Origin of the sequence: Streptomyces spectabilis, from assembly GCF_008704795.1 — a bacterium.
GTDB classification, from domain to species: domain Bacteria; phylum Actinomycetota; class Actinomycetes; order Streptomycetales; family Streptomycetaceae; genus Streptomyces; species Streptomyces spectabilis.
Window position 1 is genome coordinate 4,547,937 of the sequence record NZ_CP023690.1, and the last position, 17,754, is coordinate 4,565,690.

Here is a 17,754-nt window from a genome sequence, read left to right on the forward strand (position 1 = left end):
TTGACTCGCGAGATCAGACCCTCATCTTTGGGTAAAGGTTGTACGTTCCGTGGAACCTCACCGGTGGGGTTCAGTCGAACCAGCGGTCGCGCGCCAGCTCCGCGGTCCGCGACGGGTCCTCCAGGAGCGCCGCCACCTCGAAGCGGCGGGGCCACTGCCGGGTAGCCCAGGCCAGGCCCGCGGCGACGCCCTCCACGGTGGCGGCGTGCACCGTGCCGTCGGGGGTGCGGCGCCACTCCAGGTCCACGCCGTCGACGAGCAGCTCCTCGTGCTCGCGGTACGTCGCCGGGGTCGCGGGCCCGAGGAGGACGCGCACGGACTCCGGGACCTCGTGCTCCACGCCGGCGGCCGGGTCGACCCCGGCCCGGACGTGCTCGCTGAGGCGGCGCACCTGGAAGAGGTCCGCCAGGTCGCCCGCCCGGGCCGGGGACACCGGAAGGAGCGGCACGTCGGCGGCGTACGGCAGCAGGTCGGGCGCGTCCGCGACCACCGCGTCGGCGGCGTCGACGACCACGACCTCGCCGCCCACGACCGCGCGCAGCTCGTCGGGCAGCGTCACCCGCTCCGGGTCGAGGTCCGCGAGCGCCCCGTACAGGGTGTGCAGCCGCGCCGCGGAAACGGTCCGCTCGGGGTCGGCGAGCCGGTCGAGGAGTTCGGCCGCGCCGCCCGGCTCCGCGAGCAGCGCGGCCACGGACGTGCGGACGCCGAGGGCCCGCAGGACCTGCTCGTCGTCGAAGCCGGTCGCGTCCGCGGCGTCGTACAGGCCCTCCAGGAGCGGATCGCCGCCCGCGGACCGCAGACCGGCCGGGCGGCGGCCGTCCAGGACGGGGTGGCCGCGCAGCCACCACGCCGTGTACGGGCGCACGCTCTCCGTCGTGCCGTCCGGCAGCAGCACCCGCACCGGCTGGGTGAGCGCGTCCCGCAGCGGCGGCCTGGAGAGCAGCGCGAGCGCGCGCGGCCACTGGTCGTCGTCCACGAGGTCCAGGTCCCGCACCGCCACCAGCTCCGTCGCCACCGGCGGCACCGGCGTGTCCGGCAGCCGGTCGAGCACGTCCTCGCACCACACGTCGACCGCGTCGAGCAGACCCGCGTCGTCGGGCTCGGCGAAGTCCCCGTCGCGGGGTTCGAGCTCGTCCGGGTCGAGGACGACGTCCGTGGCGCGTACGAGGGTGAAGGACGCGAGGACCCCGCAGGCGGCCAGCGGCCGCTCGCCCCACCGCCCGGCGACGTCCGCGTCCACGAAGGCCAGCTCGCCCTCGCGCATGACCTCGGCGAAGTCGCTGCCGGGCAGCACCAGCTCACCGGCGGGCGCCGGCTCGCCGTCCTCGTCGGGCAGCGCGAGCGCGCCGAGCCAGGGCTCGTCGCCGGGCGCGAGGTCGGCGTCGCGGACCAGGGTGAGCACGAGGTCCGCGAGCTCCTCGGCGTCGAGCCCCGCCTCCTCGTCGAGGCCGTCGTACCAGGAGTCGTCGTCGAGCGACGCGGCGACGGCCGCCCGCACCTGAGGCGTCGTCAGGACCGCGCGCGGCGTGGCGGGCAGCGCGCCCAGCTTCTCCAGGAGCGGATGCGCGGCGTCCGCGTGGGCGACCTTCAGGCCGAGCCGGGCGAGCGCCGCGGGCGCGGCCCCCTCGCCGGGCGCGGGCAGCAGGACCTGGCGCGGCCCGATCGTCGTCCGCCCGCTCGCGAGCGGCACGGGAAGGCCCGAGAGCCGGTCGGGGTCGACGCCCGCGAGGGTGTCGTACAGGCGCCGCCACCAGGACGGCTCCCGCTCAAGCCCTGCGAGCCGGTCGACCGCGTCGGTCAGCTCCACCCGGGCCACGCCGAGCGTGCGCAGCTCGCCCCGGCGCTCCAGGCCCGCGGGCAGCAGGCTCGGCAGGACCTCGGCGAGGACCCGTACGGTGTCCGCGCCCGCGCCCTGGACGACCTCCGCGTCGCGCGGCCGCAGCGCCTCGGGGGCCTCGGCCTGCGACCACTCGTCGGCGGGCTCGCGCACCGGCGCGACGGCGGGCGGCAGGAACGCGGTGCGCGGCAGCCGGTCGAGGACGGCCTGCCGCAGCGCGCCGTCCAGCTCGCCCCTGCCGAGCGGCCCCGGCACGAGGCCGATGATCGCCTCCGTCACCGGGCGCCAGGCGGCGAGCAGCTCGGCGTACGCGTCCGCGGCCCGCTCCACCAGGAAGTTTGTGAGCGGCCCCGGCGCGGCGTGGCGGCGGCTGGTGTCCAGCGGGAACGTGCCGATGAGCAGCGCGGGCACGCCGAGCGGCTCGTCGCTGGGGGTCGGCGCGTGCAGCACCGGGCTCGTGCGGGGCGCGAGCGGCGCGCCGTCCTCACCCACCGGCACGGCCCAGGTGAGCTGCCAGTAGGGACGAAGCCGCTCCTCCACGGGACGGTCCGCGAGCAGCCGCGCCTCCAGGTCCCCTGCACGAGTGACGGTGCGCCAGCGCGTCGTGCCGTCCCGGGTGTCCGACACGACCGTGTCCGCGCCGTCCTCGGAACGGCGCAGGACCCGGGTCGTGCCGTCCGGGGTGCGCACGGAGACCTCCGCGAGGCCGGGAAGGGCGAGCAGCAGCGCGTCGTCGACGCCGTCGAGGAGGCGCGCCACCAGGTCCTCGGCCGCGGCGTCCCGCAGCGGCAGGATGACGACCGTGTCGTACCCGTCCGGCGCGCTGCCCTCCGCCGCGAGCGGCAGCCTCAGGAGCGGTACGTGGCCGTCGCGCCGCCGCATCTCGTCGCCGAGGCCGGGGCTGAACCTGGCCGTTTCGGCGGCCAGTTCGCGGGCCTCCGCGAGGGACCAGCGGACGCCGCCGGTGCGGCCCACCACGGCGGGCTCGTCCGACACGGCGAGCACGGCGGCGAAGCCCACGCCGAAACGCCCTGTGGTCCGGCGCCGGGCGTCCCCCTCCCGCTTCGCGGACGCCCGCAGGGTCGCCAGGGACTCCACGCCCGCCGCGTCCAGCGGGGCGCCGCTGTTCGCCGCGGCGAGGACCCCGTCCTGGAGGGTGAGCGCGAGCCGGCCCTCGACGCCCGCGCGGGCGGCCGCGTCCGAGGCGTTCTGCGCGAGCTCGACGACCAGGCGGTCGCGGTAGCCGCCGAGCGCCAGGTCCTCCTCGGCGTTGGCGTCCTCCCGGAACCGGGCCGGACTCGCCGCCCAGGACTCCAGTACGGAGCGGCGCAGACGGGCGGTGCCGAACGGGTCGGTGCCCTCGGTGGCCGGCCGCACGGTCTTGCTCACGGTACGTCGCCCTTCTGTGGCGGGAGACGCCCTTTGCTGGCGGGGGCGCCTTGGACTGTGGGGCCGAACGGTACCGCGCCCTGCGCCCCGAAGGGGCGCGGGGAACTGCGCGACCAGCCACGACCGGCCCGCAGGCGATCCACGGAGGACAGGCCCTCGGCCGGGCACCGGTCCGGAGCCGGAAGGCGGCCCGGCGAGCGACACCGGGGCCGCGCCCCGGGTCTCAGGAACCGTGGAGGCTAGGAGTGGCCCAGGTCCTCGTTCGCCCCGGTGTCCGCGACCGGGACCGAGCCCGAGTCGGGGGCGGGCCGCAGCGGCAGCGCGTCGACCTTCGTCTCGTCCAGGACCGGCGGCGCGGGACGCGACGGCTTCGGCATGACCGCGGCCTCGGAGTGCCCGCCACAGCCGTACGCGAGCGAGACCACGTGGCCGTCCGCGGGACCGAACTCGTTCGCGCACACGCCGAAGGCCTGCCCGAGCGAGCCCCCGATGGGCACCAGGAAGCCGCAGCTCACACAGGACGCGGGCGCGGCCTGCGCCATCGGCGTCTTCGCGCCGTACCCCTCGTCCCAGCGGTCGGCGGAGGTGTGCAGGCCGTACCGGGACAGGACACGCGCGCGGCGCATCCCGAGCTCCTCGGCGAGCGCCGTGAGGGAACCGCGGGCGGGCGCGGCATCGGCGGCGGGGGCGGCGTCGGTGACGTCGGTGAGGGCCGCGTCCTCCACCTCGACGCGCTCGGCCAGCTCCTGCGAGAGGACCGAGTTCGGCGGCGGCGCGTCGTCGCCGGAGTAGCCGGGCTCCAGGCGCAGGTCCTCGGCGTCCGTGGGCAGCAGGTCGCCCGGGCCCATGTCGCCGGGGCGCAGACGCTCGCTCCACGGCACCCACTCGGGCGCGAGCAGCGCGTCCGGGCCCGGCAGCAGCACGGTCTCGTCGAGCGTGACGACCTTCGCGCGGGAGGCGCGGGCCACGGTCACCGCCCAGCGCCAGCCGCGGTAGCCGAGTTCCTTGCACTCGAAGAGGTGCGTGACGACGCGGTCGCCCTCCACGACGACCTCGACATGCTCACCGACCACCCCCGGCGCGGCGGCCTCCTCGGCCGCGGCCCGGGCGAACCCGACGGCCTCGGCGCAGAGGCGGTCGGGGGTACGCGGGGTGCGCTGGGTGCGGCTTCGCGTTGTCGCTGCGCTCACAGGTATCGCTTCTCTCCTACGCCGTCTCACGGGTGCGCCACCCTTACGCGGGGGCACGGACGGAGCGGACCAGGGGGCCGCGTCGACGTCCGCGCCCGACGTCACGGGCGCGCCTACGCCATCCATTCTGCGGGATGGCCATGAGGCGCGCGGCCGAGAGCTTCCGCCGCAGGCGCGTTACGCACGCTACCTGTTCCTGGCCCCTGCGCCCACACCGGCGCCCGCCCCGACCCGCCGACGCGCCCTCCGTCACCCCCGTTCCGCACCGTGATCCACCCCGTCCGGCGGCGGCGCGAGGGGAGGCCGGGTGGAAGAGGTGCCACTAGTCGGGCGCGGAAGGGGGCACTATGACTGGGTGGCTGGCGTCAGGTCGTCGTCGTCCCACGGGCTGAGCTCCCCCCGCCCGGCAAACAGGGCAGCCCGTGCGCTGGCCCGCGCGCTGCACCTGCCGTTCACCGGAACGGCCCGCGGCATCCGCAAGGCGACCCACGCCCACGGAGCGGGCGAGTCCGGCCTCGGCAAGCTGATCGAGCTGCACGCGGTGAACGGCGCGGGCGACGTGCTGATCACCGTCTCGCTCGCCTCCACCGTGTTCTTCTCCGTGCCGACCGACGAGGCCCGCGGCCGCGTCGCGCTGTACCTGGCCATCACCATGGCGCCGTTCACGCTCCTCGCCCCCGTCATCGGCCCCCTCCTGGACCGGCTCCCGCACGGCCGCCGCGCCGCGATGGCGGGGGCGATGCTGGCGCGGGCGCTGCTCGCGCTGATCCTGTCGAGCGCGGTGGCGACCGGCGGCCTGGAGCTGTACCCGGCCGCGCTCGGCGTGCTCGTCGCCTCGAAGGCGTACGGCGTGGTCCGCAGCGCCGTCGTGCCCCGGCTGCTGCCGCCCGCCTTCTCGCTGGTGAAGGCGAACTCCCGGGTGACGTTGAGCGGGCTCCTCGCGACGGGCATCGCCGCGCCCATCGGGGCCGGGCTCCAGGCGGTCGGGGCGCGCTGGCCGCTGTACGCGGCGTGCCTGGTGTTCATCGCCGGGACCGTGCTCTCGTTCACGCTGCCGCGCAAGGTGGACTCGGCGAAGGGCGAGAGCAAGGCGCTGCTCGCGGCGGACGAGGAGCATCTGCACCTGGCGCGCGCCCGGGACCGCGAGGACTCGACCCGCAGGAGCCGCCTGGGCCTGCGGACGGTCGGCCCCGCCGTGACCCACGGCCTGGCCGTCAACGCCGCGCAGCGCGGGCTCTCCGGCTTCCTGATCTTCTTCCTGGCCTTCCTGCTGCGCGAGCACCCCCTCGGCGGGCAGAGCGCGGCGGTGTCGCTCGGCATCGTCGGGGTCGCCGCGGGCACGGGCAACGCGCTCGGCACGGCCGTCGGGGCGTGGCTGAAGGCGCGCGCGCCCGAGCTGATCATCGTGACCGTGGTGGCGGTGGTGCTCGGGGTCGCGGTGTGCGCGGCGCTGTTCTACGGCCCCGTGGGCATCGCCTGCCTCGCGGCCGTCGCGGGCTTCGCGCAGGCCCTGTCGAAGCTGTCCCTGGACGCGCTGATCCAGCGGGACGTGCCGGAGGCGGTGCGCACGTCCGCGTTCGCGCGCGCCGAGACGCTGCTGCAGATGGCCTGGGTGGTGGGCGGCGGCATCGGCATCGCGCTCCCGCTGAACGGGACGCTGGGGCTCTCCGTCGCGGCGGCGATCGTGGCGATCGGCTGGCTGCCGACGGTCCGCGGCCTCCTGGCCGCGGCCCGCCGGGGCGGCAGCCGCCGCGTCCTGGCGTGACCGCCGCCGCCCTCCCTCGCGCCGTCGCTGGTCCGGCTCAAAGAACCGCGCTACCGCGCTTGTCCTCAAACGCCGGACGGGCTGGGTGGTCTCGGCCGAGCCCCGGACGACGGTGTACGGGTGGGCGGGTGGGAAAGGCCGCGTCGGAGGCGGGGCGGCCGGTGAGGGGGCAGGGGCCAGGAGATAGCCTTTCGCCATGACCTCCCTGGTACCCCGCTCAGCGCGCAGCCGCCGCGCCGTCGCCTCCCTCGGCGCCGTCTCCGCAGGACTGCTCGTCCTGTCGGCCTGTGACAAGCCGACGCCGCTGGCCACCGTGACGGTCGGCAGCAAGTCCGTGCACTCCGAGGCGTCCTGCTACAAGGACGGCAAGGAGCTCACGCAGTCCGCCGTACAGGACTGCCTGAAGGACACGAAGGACATCAAGTCCATCACGGTCGACCCCGACGAGAAGGTCCGCTTCGGCGTCGACCCGGAGATCGCCGACAAGGGCTGGACGCTGCTGATGAACGGCCAGCCGCTGACCGAGGCCAGCAAGAAGACGTACGTCGTCATCCCCGGCAGCGTGTTCTTCAACCAGCAGTACGGCGGCGGCGGTTCCTCGACGACCGTCAGCCTGCTCGAGGGCGGCAAGAGCGAGAGCGGCGCGCCGAAGGCCACGGGCCTGTGGTCGTTCAAGCTGAAGAAGGACAAGGACGCCTGACCGGGACCGGGCGGGCCCCACGCGTTCTGGTGGCCACCGCGGTCCCCGCCGAGCGGGACGCGGTGGCCTCCGGCCTGTCCGCGGGAGCGGTGCCCGCGGACGGCGGCGTCGTGTCCGTCGGCCGCGTTGACGTGCTGGCCGTCGGCGTCGGGCCCGCGGCCGCCGCCGCGGGCACCGCGGGCGTGCTCGCCGGTGCCGCCGCGCGCGGCGTGCCGTACGGCCTCGTGGTCTCCGCCGGGATCGGCGGCGGCTTCGTGCCGGACGCGCCCGTGGGCTCGCTGGTCGTCGCCGACGCCGTCACCGCGGCCGACCTGGGGGCCGAGACGGCGGACGGCTTCGTGCCCGTCACCGAGCTGGGCTTCGGCCGGGTCACGTACGAGCCGCCGGACGCCGTCGTACGACGGCTCGCCGCCGTGTCGGGAGCCGCGACGGGCACCGTCCTGACGGTGTCCACGGTCACCGGTTCCGCCGAGCGCGCGGCCGAGCTGCGCGCCCGCCATCCGCGTGCTCTCGCGGAGGCGATGGAGGGCTTCGGCGTCGCCGAGGCGGCCGCCGCGCACGGGCTGCCCGTGTGCGAGGTCCGCGCCGTCTCGAACCCGGTGGGCCCGCGCGACCGGGCCGCCTGGCGCATCGGCGACGCGCTCGCCGCGCTCACCGGGGCGTTCGGGAAGTTCGCGCCCGTACTGGAGAGTTGGAACAGGCATGACTGACACCACCCCCGAGGCGCTGCGCATCGCCTACTCCCCCTGCCCCAACGACACCTTCGTCTTCGACGCCTGGGCGCACGGCCGCGTGCCGGACGCGCCCCCGCTCGACGTGACGTTCGCGGACATCGACATCACCAACGGCATGGCCGAGCGCGGCGAGTTCGACGTCCTCAAGGTGTCGTACGCCGTGCTGCCGTACGTCCTCGACGAGTACGCGCTGCTGCCGTGCGGCGGCGCCCTCGGCCGTGGCTGCGGGCCGCTGGTGCTCACCCGGGAGCCGGGCGTCGACCTCAGCGGCAAGACGGTCGCCGTGCCGAGCGAGAGGTCGACGGCGTACCTGCTGTTCCGGCTGTGGGCCGCGGACGTCCTCGCGGACGGCGTCGGGGAGATCGTCGTGCTGCCCTTCGACCGGATCATGCCCGCCGTGCGGGACGGGAAGGTCGACGCGGGGCTCGTCATCCACGAGGCGCGCTTCACCTACCAGAACTACGGTCTGCACAAGCTCGCCGACATGGGCGAGCACTGGGAGGCCACGACGGGCCTGCCGATCCCGCTCGGCGCGATCATCGCGAAGCGGTCCCTCGGCGACGACGTGCTGCGGGGCCTCGCGGACGCGGCGCGCGCGTCCGTGCGCAGGGCGTGGGACGACCCCGAGGCCTCGCGGCCCTACGTCCTGGAGCACGCCCAGGAGATGGATCCGCGCGTGGCCGACCAGCACATCGGCCTGTACGTCAACGAGTTCACCGCGGACCTGGGCGAGGACGGCTACGCCGCGGTGCGCGGGCTTCTGACCCGCGCCGCCGCCGAGGGCCTGGTACCGCCCCTGGCCCCCGGCGCCCTGACCTTCCCCTGACCCTCGCGGTGCGCCACGCAACGGCGCTCCGCGCCTCGTCCTCAAACGCCGGACGGGCTGAGTACTTGCCGCAACCGGCAGGTTCTAGCCCGTCCGGCGTTTGAGGACGAGCGCGCCAGCGCGATGGCCCCGCGCCCGGGGCCCGGGGTCACACGTCCAGCTGGTCCGCCACCGCGCGCAGCAGGCCCGCGATCTTCGCGCCGGAGGCCTTGTCGGGGTAGCGGCCCTTCTCCAGCATGGGGGTGATGTTCTCCAGGAGAGTGGTGAGGTCCTGGACGATCGAGGCCAGTTCGTCCGGCTTGCGGCGCTGGGCCGCGGCGACCGACGGCGTCGGGTCGAGAAGCGTCACCGAAAGGGCCTGGTCCCCGCGCTGGCCCGCGACCACGCCGAATTCCACGCGCTGGCCGGGCTTGAGTGTGTCGACGCCGTCGGGCAGTACGGAGGAATGCACGAAGACGTCGCCGCCGTCGTCGCGGGAGAGAAAGCCGAAGCCCTTCTCGCTGTTGAACCACTTGACCTTGCCGGTAGGCACGTGAAGTCCTCGTCCTCGTACTAGTCGTCGTATCGGCGGCGCCGCGCCGCCATCGGCGTGGACCCTCCGGTCCCCGTCCGCCGGGCGAAAACGGCTCTGGATAGCACTACAGCGGGTCGCACGACCCGCCGGCACCAAGACTATTGGTCCCGGGGCCGGTGACAAGACGTCCCCGGTTTCTTCCTTCGCGCTGGGAACTACCCTGGTCCGGTGCGTGACAAAACCCAAGCGAATTCCACCGGACCGGGCGACGGCCTCGTACGGATTGGCGCGATCGTTTTCTTCGTCGGCGCCGTGGCCACCCTGGTCACGGTGGCTCCGCTGTTCCTCGGCGGCGACCCTTTCCCACCCGTGGCCTATGCGGTGTGCATGCTGATGGGCGTGGGTTTCCTCATCGCCGGGGCCGGGGTGTTCAGGGGCATCGCCGCGCAGCGGCGTCAGGCCAGGTCAGCGGCGGGCCCATCGGCCACGTGAGCCGCGAGCCAGGCCGGGAACTGGCTCAGATCGTCGAGTACGACGTCGGCGCCCGCCGCGCGCAGTTCGTCTGCGTCGCACGGCCCGGTCGCCACCGCCACGGAGAGCGCGCCCGCCGTACGCGCCCCGCGTACGTCCCCGGTGTGGTCGCCGACGTACACCGACGCCCCGTACTCGTGCAGGGCCTGCGCCTTCCGCTCCGCCCACAGATTGCCGACCACGGCGTCCGCCGCGATGCCGAGGTGCTCGATGTGCAGCTTGGCGTTCGGCTCGTACTTGGCGGTCACGACTATCGCGCGGCCGCCCGCCGCGCGCACCGCGTCGACCGCCGCGCGGGCGCCGGGCAGCGCGGGCGTCGCCGCGATCGCGTATGTGGGATACATCTCACGGTAGAGCTCCGCCGTCGCCGCGACCTCGGTGGCCGGAAACCAGTGGGCCAACTCCTGTTCGAGGGGCGGCCCGAGGCGGGTCACGGCCAGGTCCGCGTCCACGTGGGTACCGGTCCGCTCGGACAGCGCCACGTAACAGGCGTGGATGCCGGGCCGGGAGTCGATCAGGGTCATGTCGAGGTCGAAGCCGACGGTGAGCGTGCCGCCGTCCCGGGTGGTCCGTGCAGTCCGTGAGGTCATGGCGCCCATTGTGCCGGGGCCCCGGAGCCCGGTCGGGGCGGCCGGGCCCCCTTATGCTTCTTAGCCAAGCCTTACCTATCGCCCCCCGAAACGAGCCAGCCGATGCGTGTGAACGCCAGACGCGCCGTCGTGATGACGGCGGCCGTCGTGGCCCTGCTGCTCGCCGTCCTGTTCAGCCTCGCCGTCGGCGCCCGCGCGATCGCGCCGTCCGCCGTCCTCGACGCCCTGCTGCACGGCGGGCACAGCGACGCCGCCGAAGTGGTCCGCGAGATGCGCGTGCCGCGCACGGTCCTCGGCGTCATGGTCGGCGCCGCGCTCGCCGTGGCGGGCACCGCGCTCCAGGGCATCACCCGCAACCCCATCGCCGACCCCGGCATCCTCGGCATCAGCCAGGGCGCGTCGGTGGGCGTGGTCATCGCCATCGCGTACGCGGGCACGCACACGCTCACCGGCTACGTCTGGTACGCCTTCGCGGGCGCCGCCCTCGCGGCCGTCGCCGTCTACGCGATCGCCGCGAGCGGCCGGGGCGGCGCCACCCCCGTCAAACTCGCCCTCGGCGGCGCGGCGATCAACGCGTTGCTCGTCTCCGTCACCACGGGCATCCTCACCACCCGGGCCGCCGCCCTCGACGAGTACCGCTTCTGGCAGGTCGGCGCACTCTCCGGGCGCGAGGCCGCGATCGTCGGGCAGACCTGGCCGTTCCTGCTCGGCGGGCTGCTGCTCGTGCTCGCGGTGGCCCGCGGCCTCGACGCCCTCGCGCTCGGCGAGGACGTGGCCAAGGGGCTCGGCCAGAACGTCGCCCTCGTCCGCGTGGTGGGCGGGCTCGGCGCCACCGTCCTGACCGGCGTCGGCGTCGCCGCCGCCGGGCCCATCGCCTTCATCGGCCTCGCGGTCCCGCACATCGCCCGCGCCCTCATCGGCGGCGACCACCGCTGGGTGCTGCCGCTCGCCGCCCTCCTGGGCCCGGTCATGCTGCTCGTCTCCGACACGGCGGGCCGGATCGTCTTCCCGCCGAGCGAGGTGCCCGCGGGGGTCATGACGGCCTTGATCGGGGTCCCGTTCCTGGTGACCCTGGTCCGCAGGAAGGCGGTGGCGGCATGACGCGGACGTCCGTGGACCGCCGGGCCCCGGCCGCCCCGCGCCGGGTGCGCCCCGCCGGGTACGCCGTGCTCCGGTTCAAGCGCGCCACCTTCCTCGCCCACCGCAGGGCCACCGCCGTCGCCACCGCCCTCGCGCTGCTCCTCGCCGCCGCCTGCCTCGCCTACCTCTGCGTCGGCGAGAGCTACGTCCAGCCCGTAGAGGCCCTCAAGGTCGTCCTCGGCATGCCCTCGCCCGACGAGCTGGTCGTGGGCACGCTCCGCGAGCCGCGGATGACCGTGGGCCTGCTCGTCGGCGCCGCCTTCGGCGTCGCGGGCGCGCTCATCCAGACCGTCGCCCGCAACCCCCTGGCCAGCCCGGACATCATCGGGATCAGCCAGGGCGCGAGCGCCGTGACGGTCGCCGCGATGACGTTCGGGCTCACCTCGTACACGGTCCTGCCGTATCTGTCCGTGGCGGGCGGCGTCGCCGCCGCGCTGCTCGTGTACGCGTTCGCGTGGCGCGGCGGCCTGCACGCGACGCGGTTCGTCCTGATCGGCATCGGCTTCGCGATCGCGCTGCGGTCCGTCACCACGCTTTTCATGACGAAGGGCGACTACCTCGTCGCCCAGCAGGCGCAGATCTGGATGACCGGATCCCTGAACGGCCGTGGCTGGGCCGAGGCCGAACCGCTCGCCCTGACCCTGCTCGTCCTGCTGCCGTTCGTGGCCTGGGCGGCCCGCGCCCAGCGCACCGTGTCCATGGACGACGACACCGCGACGGCGCTCGGCGTGCGGCTCGGCCGGGTGCGCACCGGGCTCGTGCTGCTCGGCGTCGTCCTGGCGTCGGTGGCGACCGGGGCCGCCGGGCCCGTGGACTTCGTGGCCCTGCTCGCCCCGCAGATCGCCCGGCGCCTGACCCGTACCGCGCAGATCCCGCTGGTCTGCTCGGCGCTGCTCGGCGCGCTCGTCGTCGTCCTCGCCGACCTGCTCGCCCGCCGCCTCTTCTCGCCGACGGAGCTGCCGGTGGGCGTGCTCACGGCCGCCGTCGGGGCGCCCTATCTGATCTGGCTGATCGTCCGCAGCCGTTCCGTCCGCAATGGAGGCACCGCGTGACCGCCCCCGCCGGCGCGCGTCTGACCGCGCGCGAGCTGACCCTCGCCTACGAGGACCGTACGGTCGTGCACGCGCTCGACCTCGCCATCCCCGACGGGGCGGTGACCGTCATCGTCGGCCCGAACGCCTGCGGCAAGTCGACGACGCTGCGCGCGCTCGGGCGGCTGCTCAAGCCCAAGGGCGGCGCCGTCCTGCTCGACGGCGACGAGCTCGCGAAGCTGCCGACGCGGCGCATCGCCCAGCGGATCGGGCTGCTTCCGCAGACCCCGGTCGCGCCCGAGGCCATCACGGTCGCGGACCTGGTGGCGCGCGGCCGCCAGCCGCACCAGCGGTGGTGGCAGCAGTGGTCGGACGCCGACGAGCGGGCCGTCACCGAGGCCATGGAGCGCACCGACGTGAGCGCCCTCGCCGAGCGCGCCGTGGACGAGCTGTCGGGCGGGCAGCGGCAGCGCGTGTGGATCGCGATGGCCCTCGCGCAGGAGACGGAACTGCTGCTGCTCGACGAGCCGACGACGTATCTGGACATCTCCCACCAGGTCGAGGTCCTCGACCTGGTGCGGCAGTTGAACCACGACCGGGGCCGGACCGTCGCCGTCGTCCTGCACGATCTGAACCAGGCCGCCCGGTACGCCGACCACCTCGTCGCCATGAAGGAGGGGCGGGTGGTCGCCGAGGGCGCGCCGCGGGACGTCGTCACCGCGGAGCTCGTACGGGACGTCTTCGGCCTGGAGTGCGTGGTCGTCCCCGATCCGGTGACGGGATCGCCCCTCGTGGTGCCGGGCACGCCGTGGCGGCCCCCGGTCCCCGAAGACGGTCCGGCTCCCGAAGACAAGAAGCCTCCCCTCGACGAAAGGCCCTCCTCATGACCCTCAGCTCCCGCCGCCGTGTCCGCACCGCGGGCGCCCTCGCCGTCACCGGCGCGCTCGCGGCCGCGCTCGCCGGATGCGGTTCGTCCGACGACGACAAGGACTCGGGCTCGGGTTCGGGCAGGACGCACGTCGTGAAGACCGCCATGGGCGAGGTCAAGGTGCCCGTGGCGCCCGAGCGGGTCGTCGTGCTCGACACCGCCGAGCTGGACTCCGCGCTCACGCTCGGCGTGAAGCCGGTCGGCGCCACGCACGCCGACGCCGCCACCGGCTTCCCCGGCTACCTTCCCAAGGAGAAGGTCGCGGGCATCAAGGACGTCGGCGAGATGATGAATCCGAACATGGAGGTCATCGCGGGCCTCAAGCCGGACCTGATCCTCACCTCCAAGGTCCGCCACGGCGCGAAGTACGACCAGCTCAAGCAGATCGCGCCGACCGTCATGACGGAGACCACCGGCTACCCCTGGAAGGAGAACTTCCAGGTGCACGCGGACGCGCTCGGCAAGAAGGCGGCGGCGACGAAGACCCTCGCCGCCTACGACGCGCACGTCAAGGAGGTCACGACGGCGCTCGGCGGCCCGGCGAAGGCCAAGGCCACCGAGGTCAACGTGGTGCGCTTCGTCCAGGGCGCCGACATCCGCATCTACGGCGAGCAGTCGTACATCGCCACCCTCCTGAAGGACGTCGGCCTGGGCCGCGCGCCCATCTCCAAGAAGGCCAAGGACGGGTTCTCGTACGACGTGAGCCCCGAGAAGATCGACCTCGCCGACACGGACGTCATCTTCCAGTCGACGTACGGCGATCCGAAGAAGGCCAAGCAGACGCAGACCGTGAACAGCGGCCTGTGGAAGAACATGAAGGCCGTGAAGTCCGGCAACGTCCACGTCGTGAACGACGAGCTGTGGATCCAGGGCATCGGCTACACGGCCGCCGACAAGATCCTGGACGAGATGAAGGCGGCCCTGACGAAGAAGTAGCGGCAAGCCCTTCGGGGCTACTCGGGCTTGCTCCGCTGCGACCTCCACACGAGGAACAGGGCGGAGGCCACGGCCGCCACCCGGACCACCCACGGCCAGGTGTCCTCGACGGCCGCGTTCATCTGCCCCTTGACGATGGGCTCGCCCCACTTGCCCTGCGAGCGGCCCCACAGCCAGGCGATGCCGCCCGCGACGGTGAGCGCGGGCACCGCGATCACCGCGGCCTTCTTCTCGGCCGGGCTGAGCTTGCGCGAGAACCAGGCGACGACCCAACCGCCGCCGAGCGCGAACCAGTTGCCGATCACCGCGCCGACGACGAGCGCGGCGGCGGCGAGCAGCAGGACGGGGTTGCTCAGGGAGCGGACACCGGCGAGCGCGCCGGCCGCCCCGGCGGGGGCCTCCGGGGCGGGGGCCTCCGCCGGGGCGGGCGGGGCGCTCTTCGTCAGGGACGCGAGGGCGCCGAAGCGGCGGCGGCGCGCCGCCTCCGGCGCGGCCGCTTCCTCGCCGCCCCCGTCCCCGTCCCCGTCCTCAGTGTCCCCGGTGGCCTCGGTGTCTTCGGCGTCCTCGGTGTCCTCGGCGTCCTCGGGCTCGTCCTCCTCCCCCTTCTCACCGGGCCCCTTCTTCTCCAGGTCCGCGGTCGGCCGTCGCAGCATCTCGGGGATCTCCACCCCGCCCACGAACCCGTGCAGGGTGTGCGCGCCCCCCTCCGGGACGCGCTCCACCCGCCACCAGTCGGGTTCGAGATCCGGTGCGCTGTCGCCGAGTTCGTCGGTGCCCGCGAGGTGCGGCGGGGCGGGGCGGGGCGGCTCGGGCGCACGGCGCGGGCGCGGCACCTCGCGGCGCGGGCGCTCGGGCCCGGCGTCGGCCGAGGGGGCGGCGGCCGCGGTGACGAGGTCGTCCGGGGAGCCGATGCGGTCCAGGATGCGCCGCACGGCGGCGGGGCTGTCGGCGGCCTTGGCGCGGCGGCGCTCGATCTCGCCCCGGAGTTCGGAGACGAGCCGCATGCGGGCGCCGGACGGCAGCTGGCGTTGCTGCGCGAGGTCGCCGACGCGGCTCAGATAGTCGAAGACGAGCTGGTCGCTCTCGATCCCCACGAAGTTCCCTCCGGGGCTGCGGTGTTGAGGTGGTCCCGGACATCGAAGTTACCGCGTCGCCGCGACCTCGCCGATGACGCCCCCTCAGCTGGGGGTTTCCCGTCAGTCGTCGGCGAGTTCCGCGACGCCCGTGACGCGGTGCAGCGGGTAGGTGCGGACCTCGTCCGCCGTGTGGTCGTACGCGGTGACGAAGCCGCCCTCGACGCGGACGGGGGCGATGACGCGCTGGCTCGCGGCCCCTTCGGCGTTGACGTAGCCGATCCACAGGGTCTCGCCGGTGAGGACGGCCGCCTGCATGGTGGCGAGGGTCTCGGCGGACGTGGTGCGGGGCAGTTCGCCGGTGGCGGCGGGCGCCTCCTTGCGCGGCGCGGTGGACGCGAGGTCCCCCGCGCGGATGGCGCGTACGGCGGCGCCGATGAGCGTGGCGTCGGGCAGCGGCGGCCCGTCCGGGACCGGCTCGGGCGCGGTGCGCGGCGGGGTGCGGTGGCTGTGGGCACGGGTGATCAGGACGTCGCCCTCGGCGCTCTCGGCGGCGGGCGCGAAGCCCATGGCGCGCAGCCCTTCCAGGAGCGTGCCGGGGTCGGCCTGCGCGGCGAGCACGGTGCCCGCGAGGCGCCTGAGGCGCAGCCCCTGGGCCCGTTTGTCCGCGAGGATCTCGTCGAGCACGCCCTCGTCGTCGCACCGCACGTACGCGGAGGCGGCGCCGACGCGCAGATGGCCGTGTCTGCGGGCCACGTCGTCGATGAGGTACGCGAGGGGCTGCGGGACGGGCGTGCGGGAGTGCGCGGCGAGGAACGCGTGCAGGTCGGACGCGCTCTGCCCGGCGTCGAGCGCCCGCCGCACGGAGCCCGGGGTGAACCGGTAGACGGTGGCGCCGCCCTTGGACTCCACGTCGGCGAGCACGGCGAGGGCGTCCGCGAGGGGGCGCTTGAGCGGCCCGGGGGCGACCGCGGTGAGGTCGGCCTGGAGCAGGACGTGGTCGAGGGGTTCGGGCAGGAGCGGGGCGAGGCGGCGGGCGGCCTCGGCACCGGCCGCGGCGCGTTCGGCGGCACTCGTGGCGTCCTGGGCGGCGGACGGCTGCCCGTGGTCCGCGGCGAGGAGCACGCGGCCGTGCGCGGAGAGCGCCCCGCGCCCGGTGACCCCGAGCAGCTCCGCCTCGCTCAGCGTCCACCGGGCCAGGCGGGCGCGCAGCTCGGATGCGCCGCCGCCGGAGGGGCGCTCCCAGCGCAGCCGGTCGAGCACGGACTCCTCGGCGGGCGCGGCGCCTTCGGGCAGGGCGGCCAGGAGGGCCAGGACGCGGTGGCGCACCTCGGGCGCGGCGGAGCGGTCGAGGCCGGGGCCGAGCGCGGACAGGGTGCGGTCCTTGCTGTCGCGTCCGCCGACGAGGCCGGGGGTGCGCGTGGCCTCGTACCAGGCGGAGGCGAGCCGCGCCCAGCGCTCGGCGGCGGGCAGCTCCTGCCAGCTGTCGTAGGCGGGGGTCGCGGCGTAGCGCTCGTCGGCCTCGCCGTCGGCGGCCAGCAGGCCCGCGGCGTAGGCGAGTTCGACCCAGAACGCGGCCTGCGGTTCCGCCACGTCCAGGGCCGCGGCGGTCCGCTTGAGGTCACGGACGCTCAGGCCGCCCGCGCGCAGGACGGCGGGGCCGCCCTCGTCCCAGTCCTTGAGCAGTTCCTCGACGGTGGCGAGCGCGGTGTAGGCCTGTCCTGCCGCCGTCGCGTCCACAACCTGTGGACGGTGTTCGCGCGCGGCCTCCACCGCCGGAGGCGCCGGCTCCAGTACGCGGTGGGCACGGCCCCCGCGCAGGTGAAGGGCGGCCTCCCGGGGCAGCACCACCGTGCCCGGCGCCGTCGGGAGCAGCAGGCCCCGGTCGAGCAGCCAGCGCAGATGGGGCGCCGGGTCGGCGGTGACCTGTCCGTACGGCGGGCCCCACACGAGCCGGGACAGGACCTCGACGGAGTCGGCGGGCGCCCCGTCGAGCAGGTGGGACATCCGCTCCTGGTCGGTGAAGAGCGCCGTGAGGGACTCCACGGCCGACACCGCGTCGTGCGTGGACGCGAGCCCGGCGGCCGCGACCACGCTCTGCACCCGGCCCGGCGACATGCCCGCCGTGGCCTCGGCGACCGTCGGGCCGAGGCCCGTCGGCGAGGGCCGCTGCGGCGTCGGCGCGAGCAGCTCGCGCGCGGTGCGCACCAGGCGGAGCCGGTCCTCCGCGCCCCACACGAGCGCCTGTCGGCGCAGTGTCGTCAGGGCCCGGTCCACCGCTTCGCCGGGCGCGGGCGCGAGCAGATGCGCCAACTCCTCGTACGACGCCGGGTCCGAGGCCACGGCGAGGGCCTCGGCGACCTGCTGCGCGAACCGGTCGAGGCGCTCCAGGGCACGTACCACCGAGGCCCGCGTGCCCGCGCGGGTGGCCAGCTGCGTCAGGTCGTTCGGCACGGGGCTGACGAGGTCGGGCCGGGATCGCAACAGCGCGACGAGCGTCGCGTCGTCGCTCGCCCGGAGGGCTTCCGCAAGGGAACGGGGGGCGTCCGGGGTGCTCATCCTGGCTACGG

At 75.1% G+C, this 17,754-nt stretch carries 15 protein-coding genes; 9 read left to right on the forward strand and 6 right to left on the reverse strand.

Annotated elements, in window-relative coordinates; all coding sequences use genetic code 11:
* Nucleotides 1-70 precede the first annotated feature (70 nt).
* Together CP982_RS19645 and CP982_RS19650 are read right to left on the reverse strand one after the other, a co-directional pair.
* On the reverse strand, nucleotides 71-3,226 hold the full coding sequence (locus CP982_RS19645) for a sacsin N-terminal ATP-binding-like domain-containing protein (protein WP_150511751.1): 3,156 nt from the start codon (nucleotides 3,224-3,226) through the stop codon (nucleotides 71-73).
* Between the two features lie 239 nt (nucleotides 3,227-3,465).
* On the reverse strand, nucleotides 3,466-4,416 hold the full coding sequence (locus tag CP982_RS19650; protein ID WP_150511752.1) for a DUF3027 domain-containing protein: 951 nt from the start codon (nucleotides 4,414-4,416) through the stop codon (nucleotides 3,466-3,468).
* Between the two features lie 388 nt (nucleotides 4,417-4,804).
* Between CP982_RS19650 and CP982_RS19660 the strand changes: the two genes are divergently transcribed.
* From CP982_RS19660 to CP982_RS19675, 4 genes are all read left to right on the forward strand, one after another.
* Nucleotides 4,805-6,181: an MFS transporter gene (locus tag CP982_RS19660; RefSeq protein ID WP_150515579.1), complete on the forward strand. Its 1,377-nt coding sequence runs from the start codon at nucleotides 4,805-4,807 to the stop codon at nucleotides 6,179-6,181.
* 196 nt (nucleotides 6,182-6,377) lie between these two features.
* Nucleotides 6,378-6,881, forward strand: a complete 504-nt coding sequence (locus tag CP982_RS19665) for a hypothetical protein (RefSeq protein WP_030687053.1) — start codon at nucleotides 6,378-6,380, stop codon at nucleotides 6,879-6,881.
* A complete protein-coding gene (locus tag CP982_RS19670) occupies nucleotides 6,845-7,591 on the forward strand; it encodes a futalosine hydrolase (protein ID WP_150511753.1) in 747 nt (248 codons plus the stop codon). The genes CP982_RS19665 and CP982_RS19670 overlap by 37 nt, the downstream gene beginning before the upstream one ends.
* Complete coding sequence (locus CP982_RS19675; protein WP_150511754.1) at nucleotides 7,584-8,441, forward strand: 1,4-dihydroxy-6-naphtoate synthase; 858 nt, start codon at nucleotides 7,584-7,586, stop codon at nucleotides 8,439-8,441. Before CP982_RS19670 ends, CP982_RS19675 begins: the two co-directional genes overlap by 8 nt.
* Nucleotides 8,442-8,589: 148 nt before the next feature.
* On the opposite strand, the gene CP982_RS42975 is transcribed toward CP982_RS19675, so the two are convergent.
* Nucleotides 8,590-8,973, reverse strand: a complete 384-nt coding sequence (locus CP982_RS42975; RefSeq protein WP_030363393.1) for a cold-shock protein — start codon at nucleotides 8,971-8,973, stop codon at nucleotides 8,590-8,592.
* A gap of 210 nt (nucleotides 8,974-9,183) precedes the next feature.
* Here CP982_RS42975 and CP982_RS19685 point away from each other — a divergent pair, with 210 nt between their 5' ends.
* The gene (locus tag CP982_RS19685) at nucleotides 9,184-9,447 is read left to right on the forward strand and encodes a hypothetical protein (protein ID WP_150511755.1); all 264 of its coding nucleotides are present in this window, start codon (nucleotides 9,184-9,186) and stop codon (nucleotides 9,445-9,447) included.
* Here the strand turns inward: CP982_RS19685 and CP982_RS19690 are convergent.
* Nucleotides 9,411-10,076 (reverse strand): HAD family hydrolase, encoded by a 666-nt coding sequence (locus CP982_RS19690; protein ID WP_150511756.1) that lies wholly within the window; start codon nucleotides 10,074-10,076, stop codon nucleotides 9,411-9,413. The two genes, CP982_RS19685 and CP982_RS19690, sit on opposite strands and share 37 nt — an antisense overlap.
* A gap of 102 nt (nucleotides 10,077-10,178) precedes the next feature.
* Here CP982_RS19690 and CP982_RS19695 point away from each other — a divergent pair, with 102 nt between their 5' ends.
* Genes CP982_RS19695 through CP982_RS19710 form a run of 4 tightly spaced genes read left to right on the forward strand, consistent with a single transcriptional unit; the run spans nucleotide 10,179 to nucleotide 14,111 of the window.
* Complete coding sequence (locus CP982_RS19695; RefSeq protein WP_229879422.1) at nucleotides 10,179-11,177, forward strand: FecCD family ABC transporter permease; 999 nt, start codon at nucleotides 10,179-10,181, stop codon at nucleotides 11,175-11,177.
* Nucleotides 11,174-12,268 (forward strand): FecCD family ABC transporter permease, encoded by a 1,095-nt coding sequence (locus CP982_RS19700; protein ID WP_150511757.1) that lies wholly within the window; start codon nucleotides 11,174-11,176, stop codon nucleotides 12,266-12,268. Before CP982_RS19695 ends, CP982_RS19700 begins: the two co-directional genes overlap by 4 nt.
* Entirely contained in the window at nucleotides 12,265-13,134 is an 870-nt protein-coding gene (locus CP982_RS19705) for an ABC transporter ATP-binding protein (RefSeq protein ID WP_150511758.1), read from the forward strand. The genes CP982_RS19700 and CP982_RS19705 overlap by 4 nt, the downstream gene beginning before the upstream one ends.
* Nucleotides 13,131-14,111 (forward strand): ABC transporter substrate-binding protein, encoded by a 981-nt coding sequence (locus CP982_RS19710; protein ID WP_150511759.1) that lies wholly within the window; start codon nucleotides 13,131-13,133, stop codon nucleotides 14,109-14,111. Before CP982_RS19705 ends, CP982_RS19710 begins: the two co-directional genes overlap by 4 nt.
* Before the next feature lie 17 nt (nucleotides 14,112-14,128).
* Here the strand turns inward: CP982_RS19710 and CP982_RS19715 are convergent, their stop codons facing one another.
* Both CP982_RS19715 and CP982_RS19720 read right to left on the reverse strand, forming a co-directional pair.
* Nucleotides 14,129-15,205, reverse strand: a complete 1,077-nt coding sequence (locus tag CP982_RS19715; RefSeq protein ID WP_150511760.1) for a hypothetical protein — start codon at nucleotides 15,203-15,205, stop codon at nucleotides 14,129-14,131.
* Nucleotides 15,206-15,307: 102 nt separating this feature from the next.
* Nucleotides 15,308-17,743 carry a helicase-associated domain-containing protein gene (locus CP982_RS19720; RefSeq protein ID WP_150511761.1) on the reverse strand — a complete coding sequence of 812 codons (2,436 nt, stop codon included), beginning with the start codon at nucleotides 17,741-17,743 and terminating at the stop codon, nucleotides 15,308-15,310.
* Between the last annotated feature and the right edge of the window lie 11 nt (nucleotides 17,744-17,754).

Coding starts and splice junctions, on each gene's coding strand:
- CP982_RS19665 (WP_030687053.1), top strand. CDS start 6,378: ATGACCTCCCTGGTACCCCGCTCAGCGCGCAGCCGCCGCGCCGTCGCC.
- CP982_RS19675 (WP_150511754.1), top strand. CDS start 7,584: ATGACTGACACCACCCCCGAGGCGCTGCGCATCGCCTACTCCCCCTGC.
- CP982_RS19690 (WP_150511756.1), bottom strand. CDS start 10,076: ATGACCTCACGGACTGCACGGACCACCCGGGACGGCGGCACGCTCACC.
- CP982_RS19695 (WP_229879422.1), top strand. CDS start 10,179: ATGCGTGTGAACGCCAGACGCGCCGTCGTGATGACGGCGGCCGTCGTG.
- CP982_RS19700 (WP_150511757.1), top strand. CDS start 11,174: ATGACGCGGACGTCCGTGGACCGCCGGGCCCCGGCCGCCCCGCGCCGG.
- CP982_RS19710 (WP_150511759.1), top strand. CDS start 13,131: ATGACCCTCAGCTCCCGCCGCCGTGTCCGCACCGCGGGCGCCCTCGCC.
- CP982_RS19720 (WP_150511761.1), bottom strand. CDS start 17,743: ATGAGCACCCCGGACGCCCCCCGTTCCCTTGCGGAAGCCCTCCGGGCG.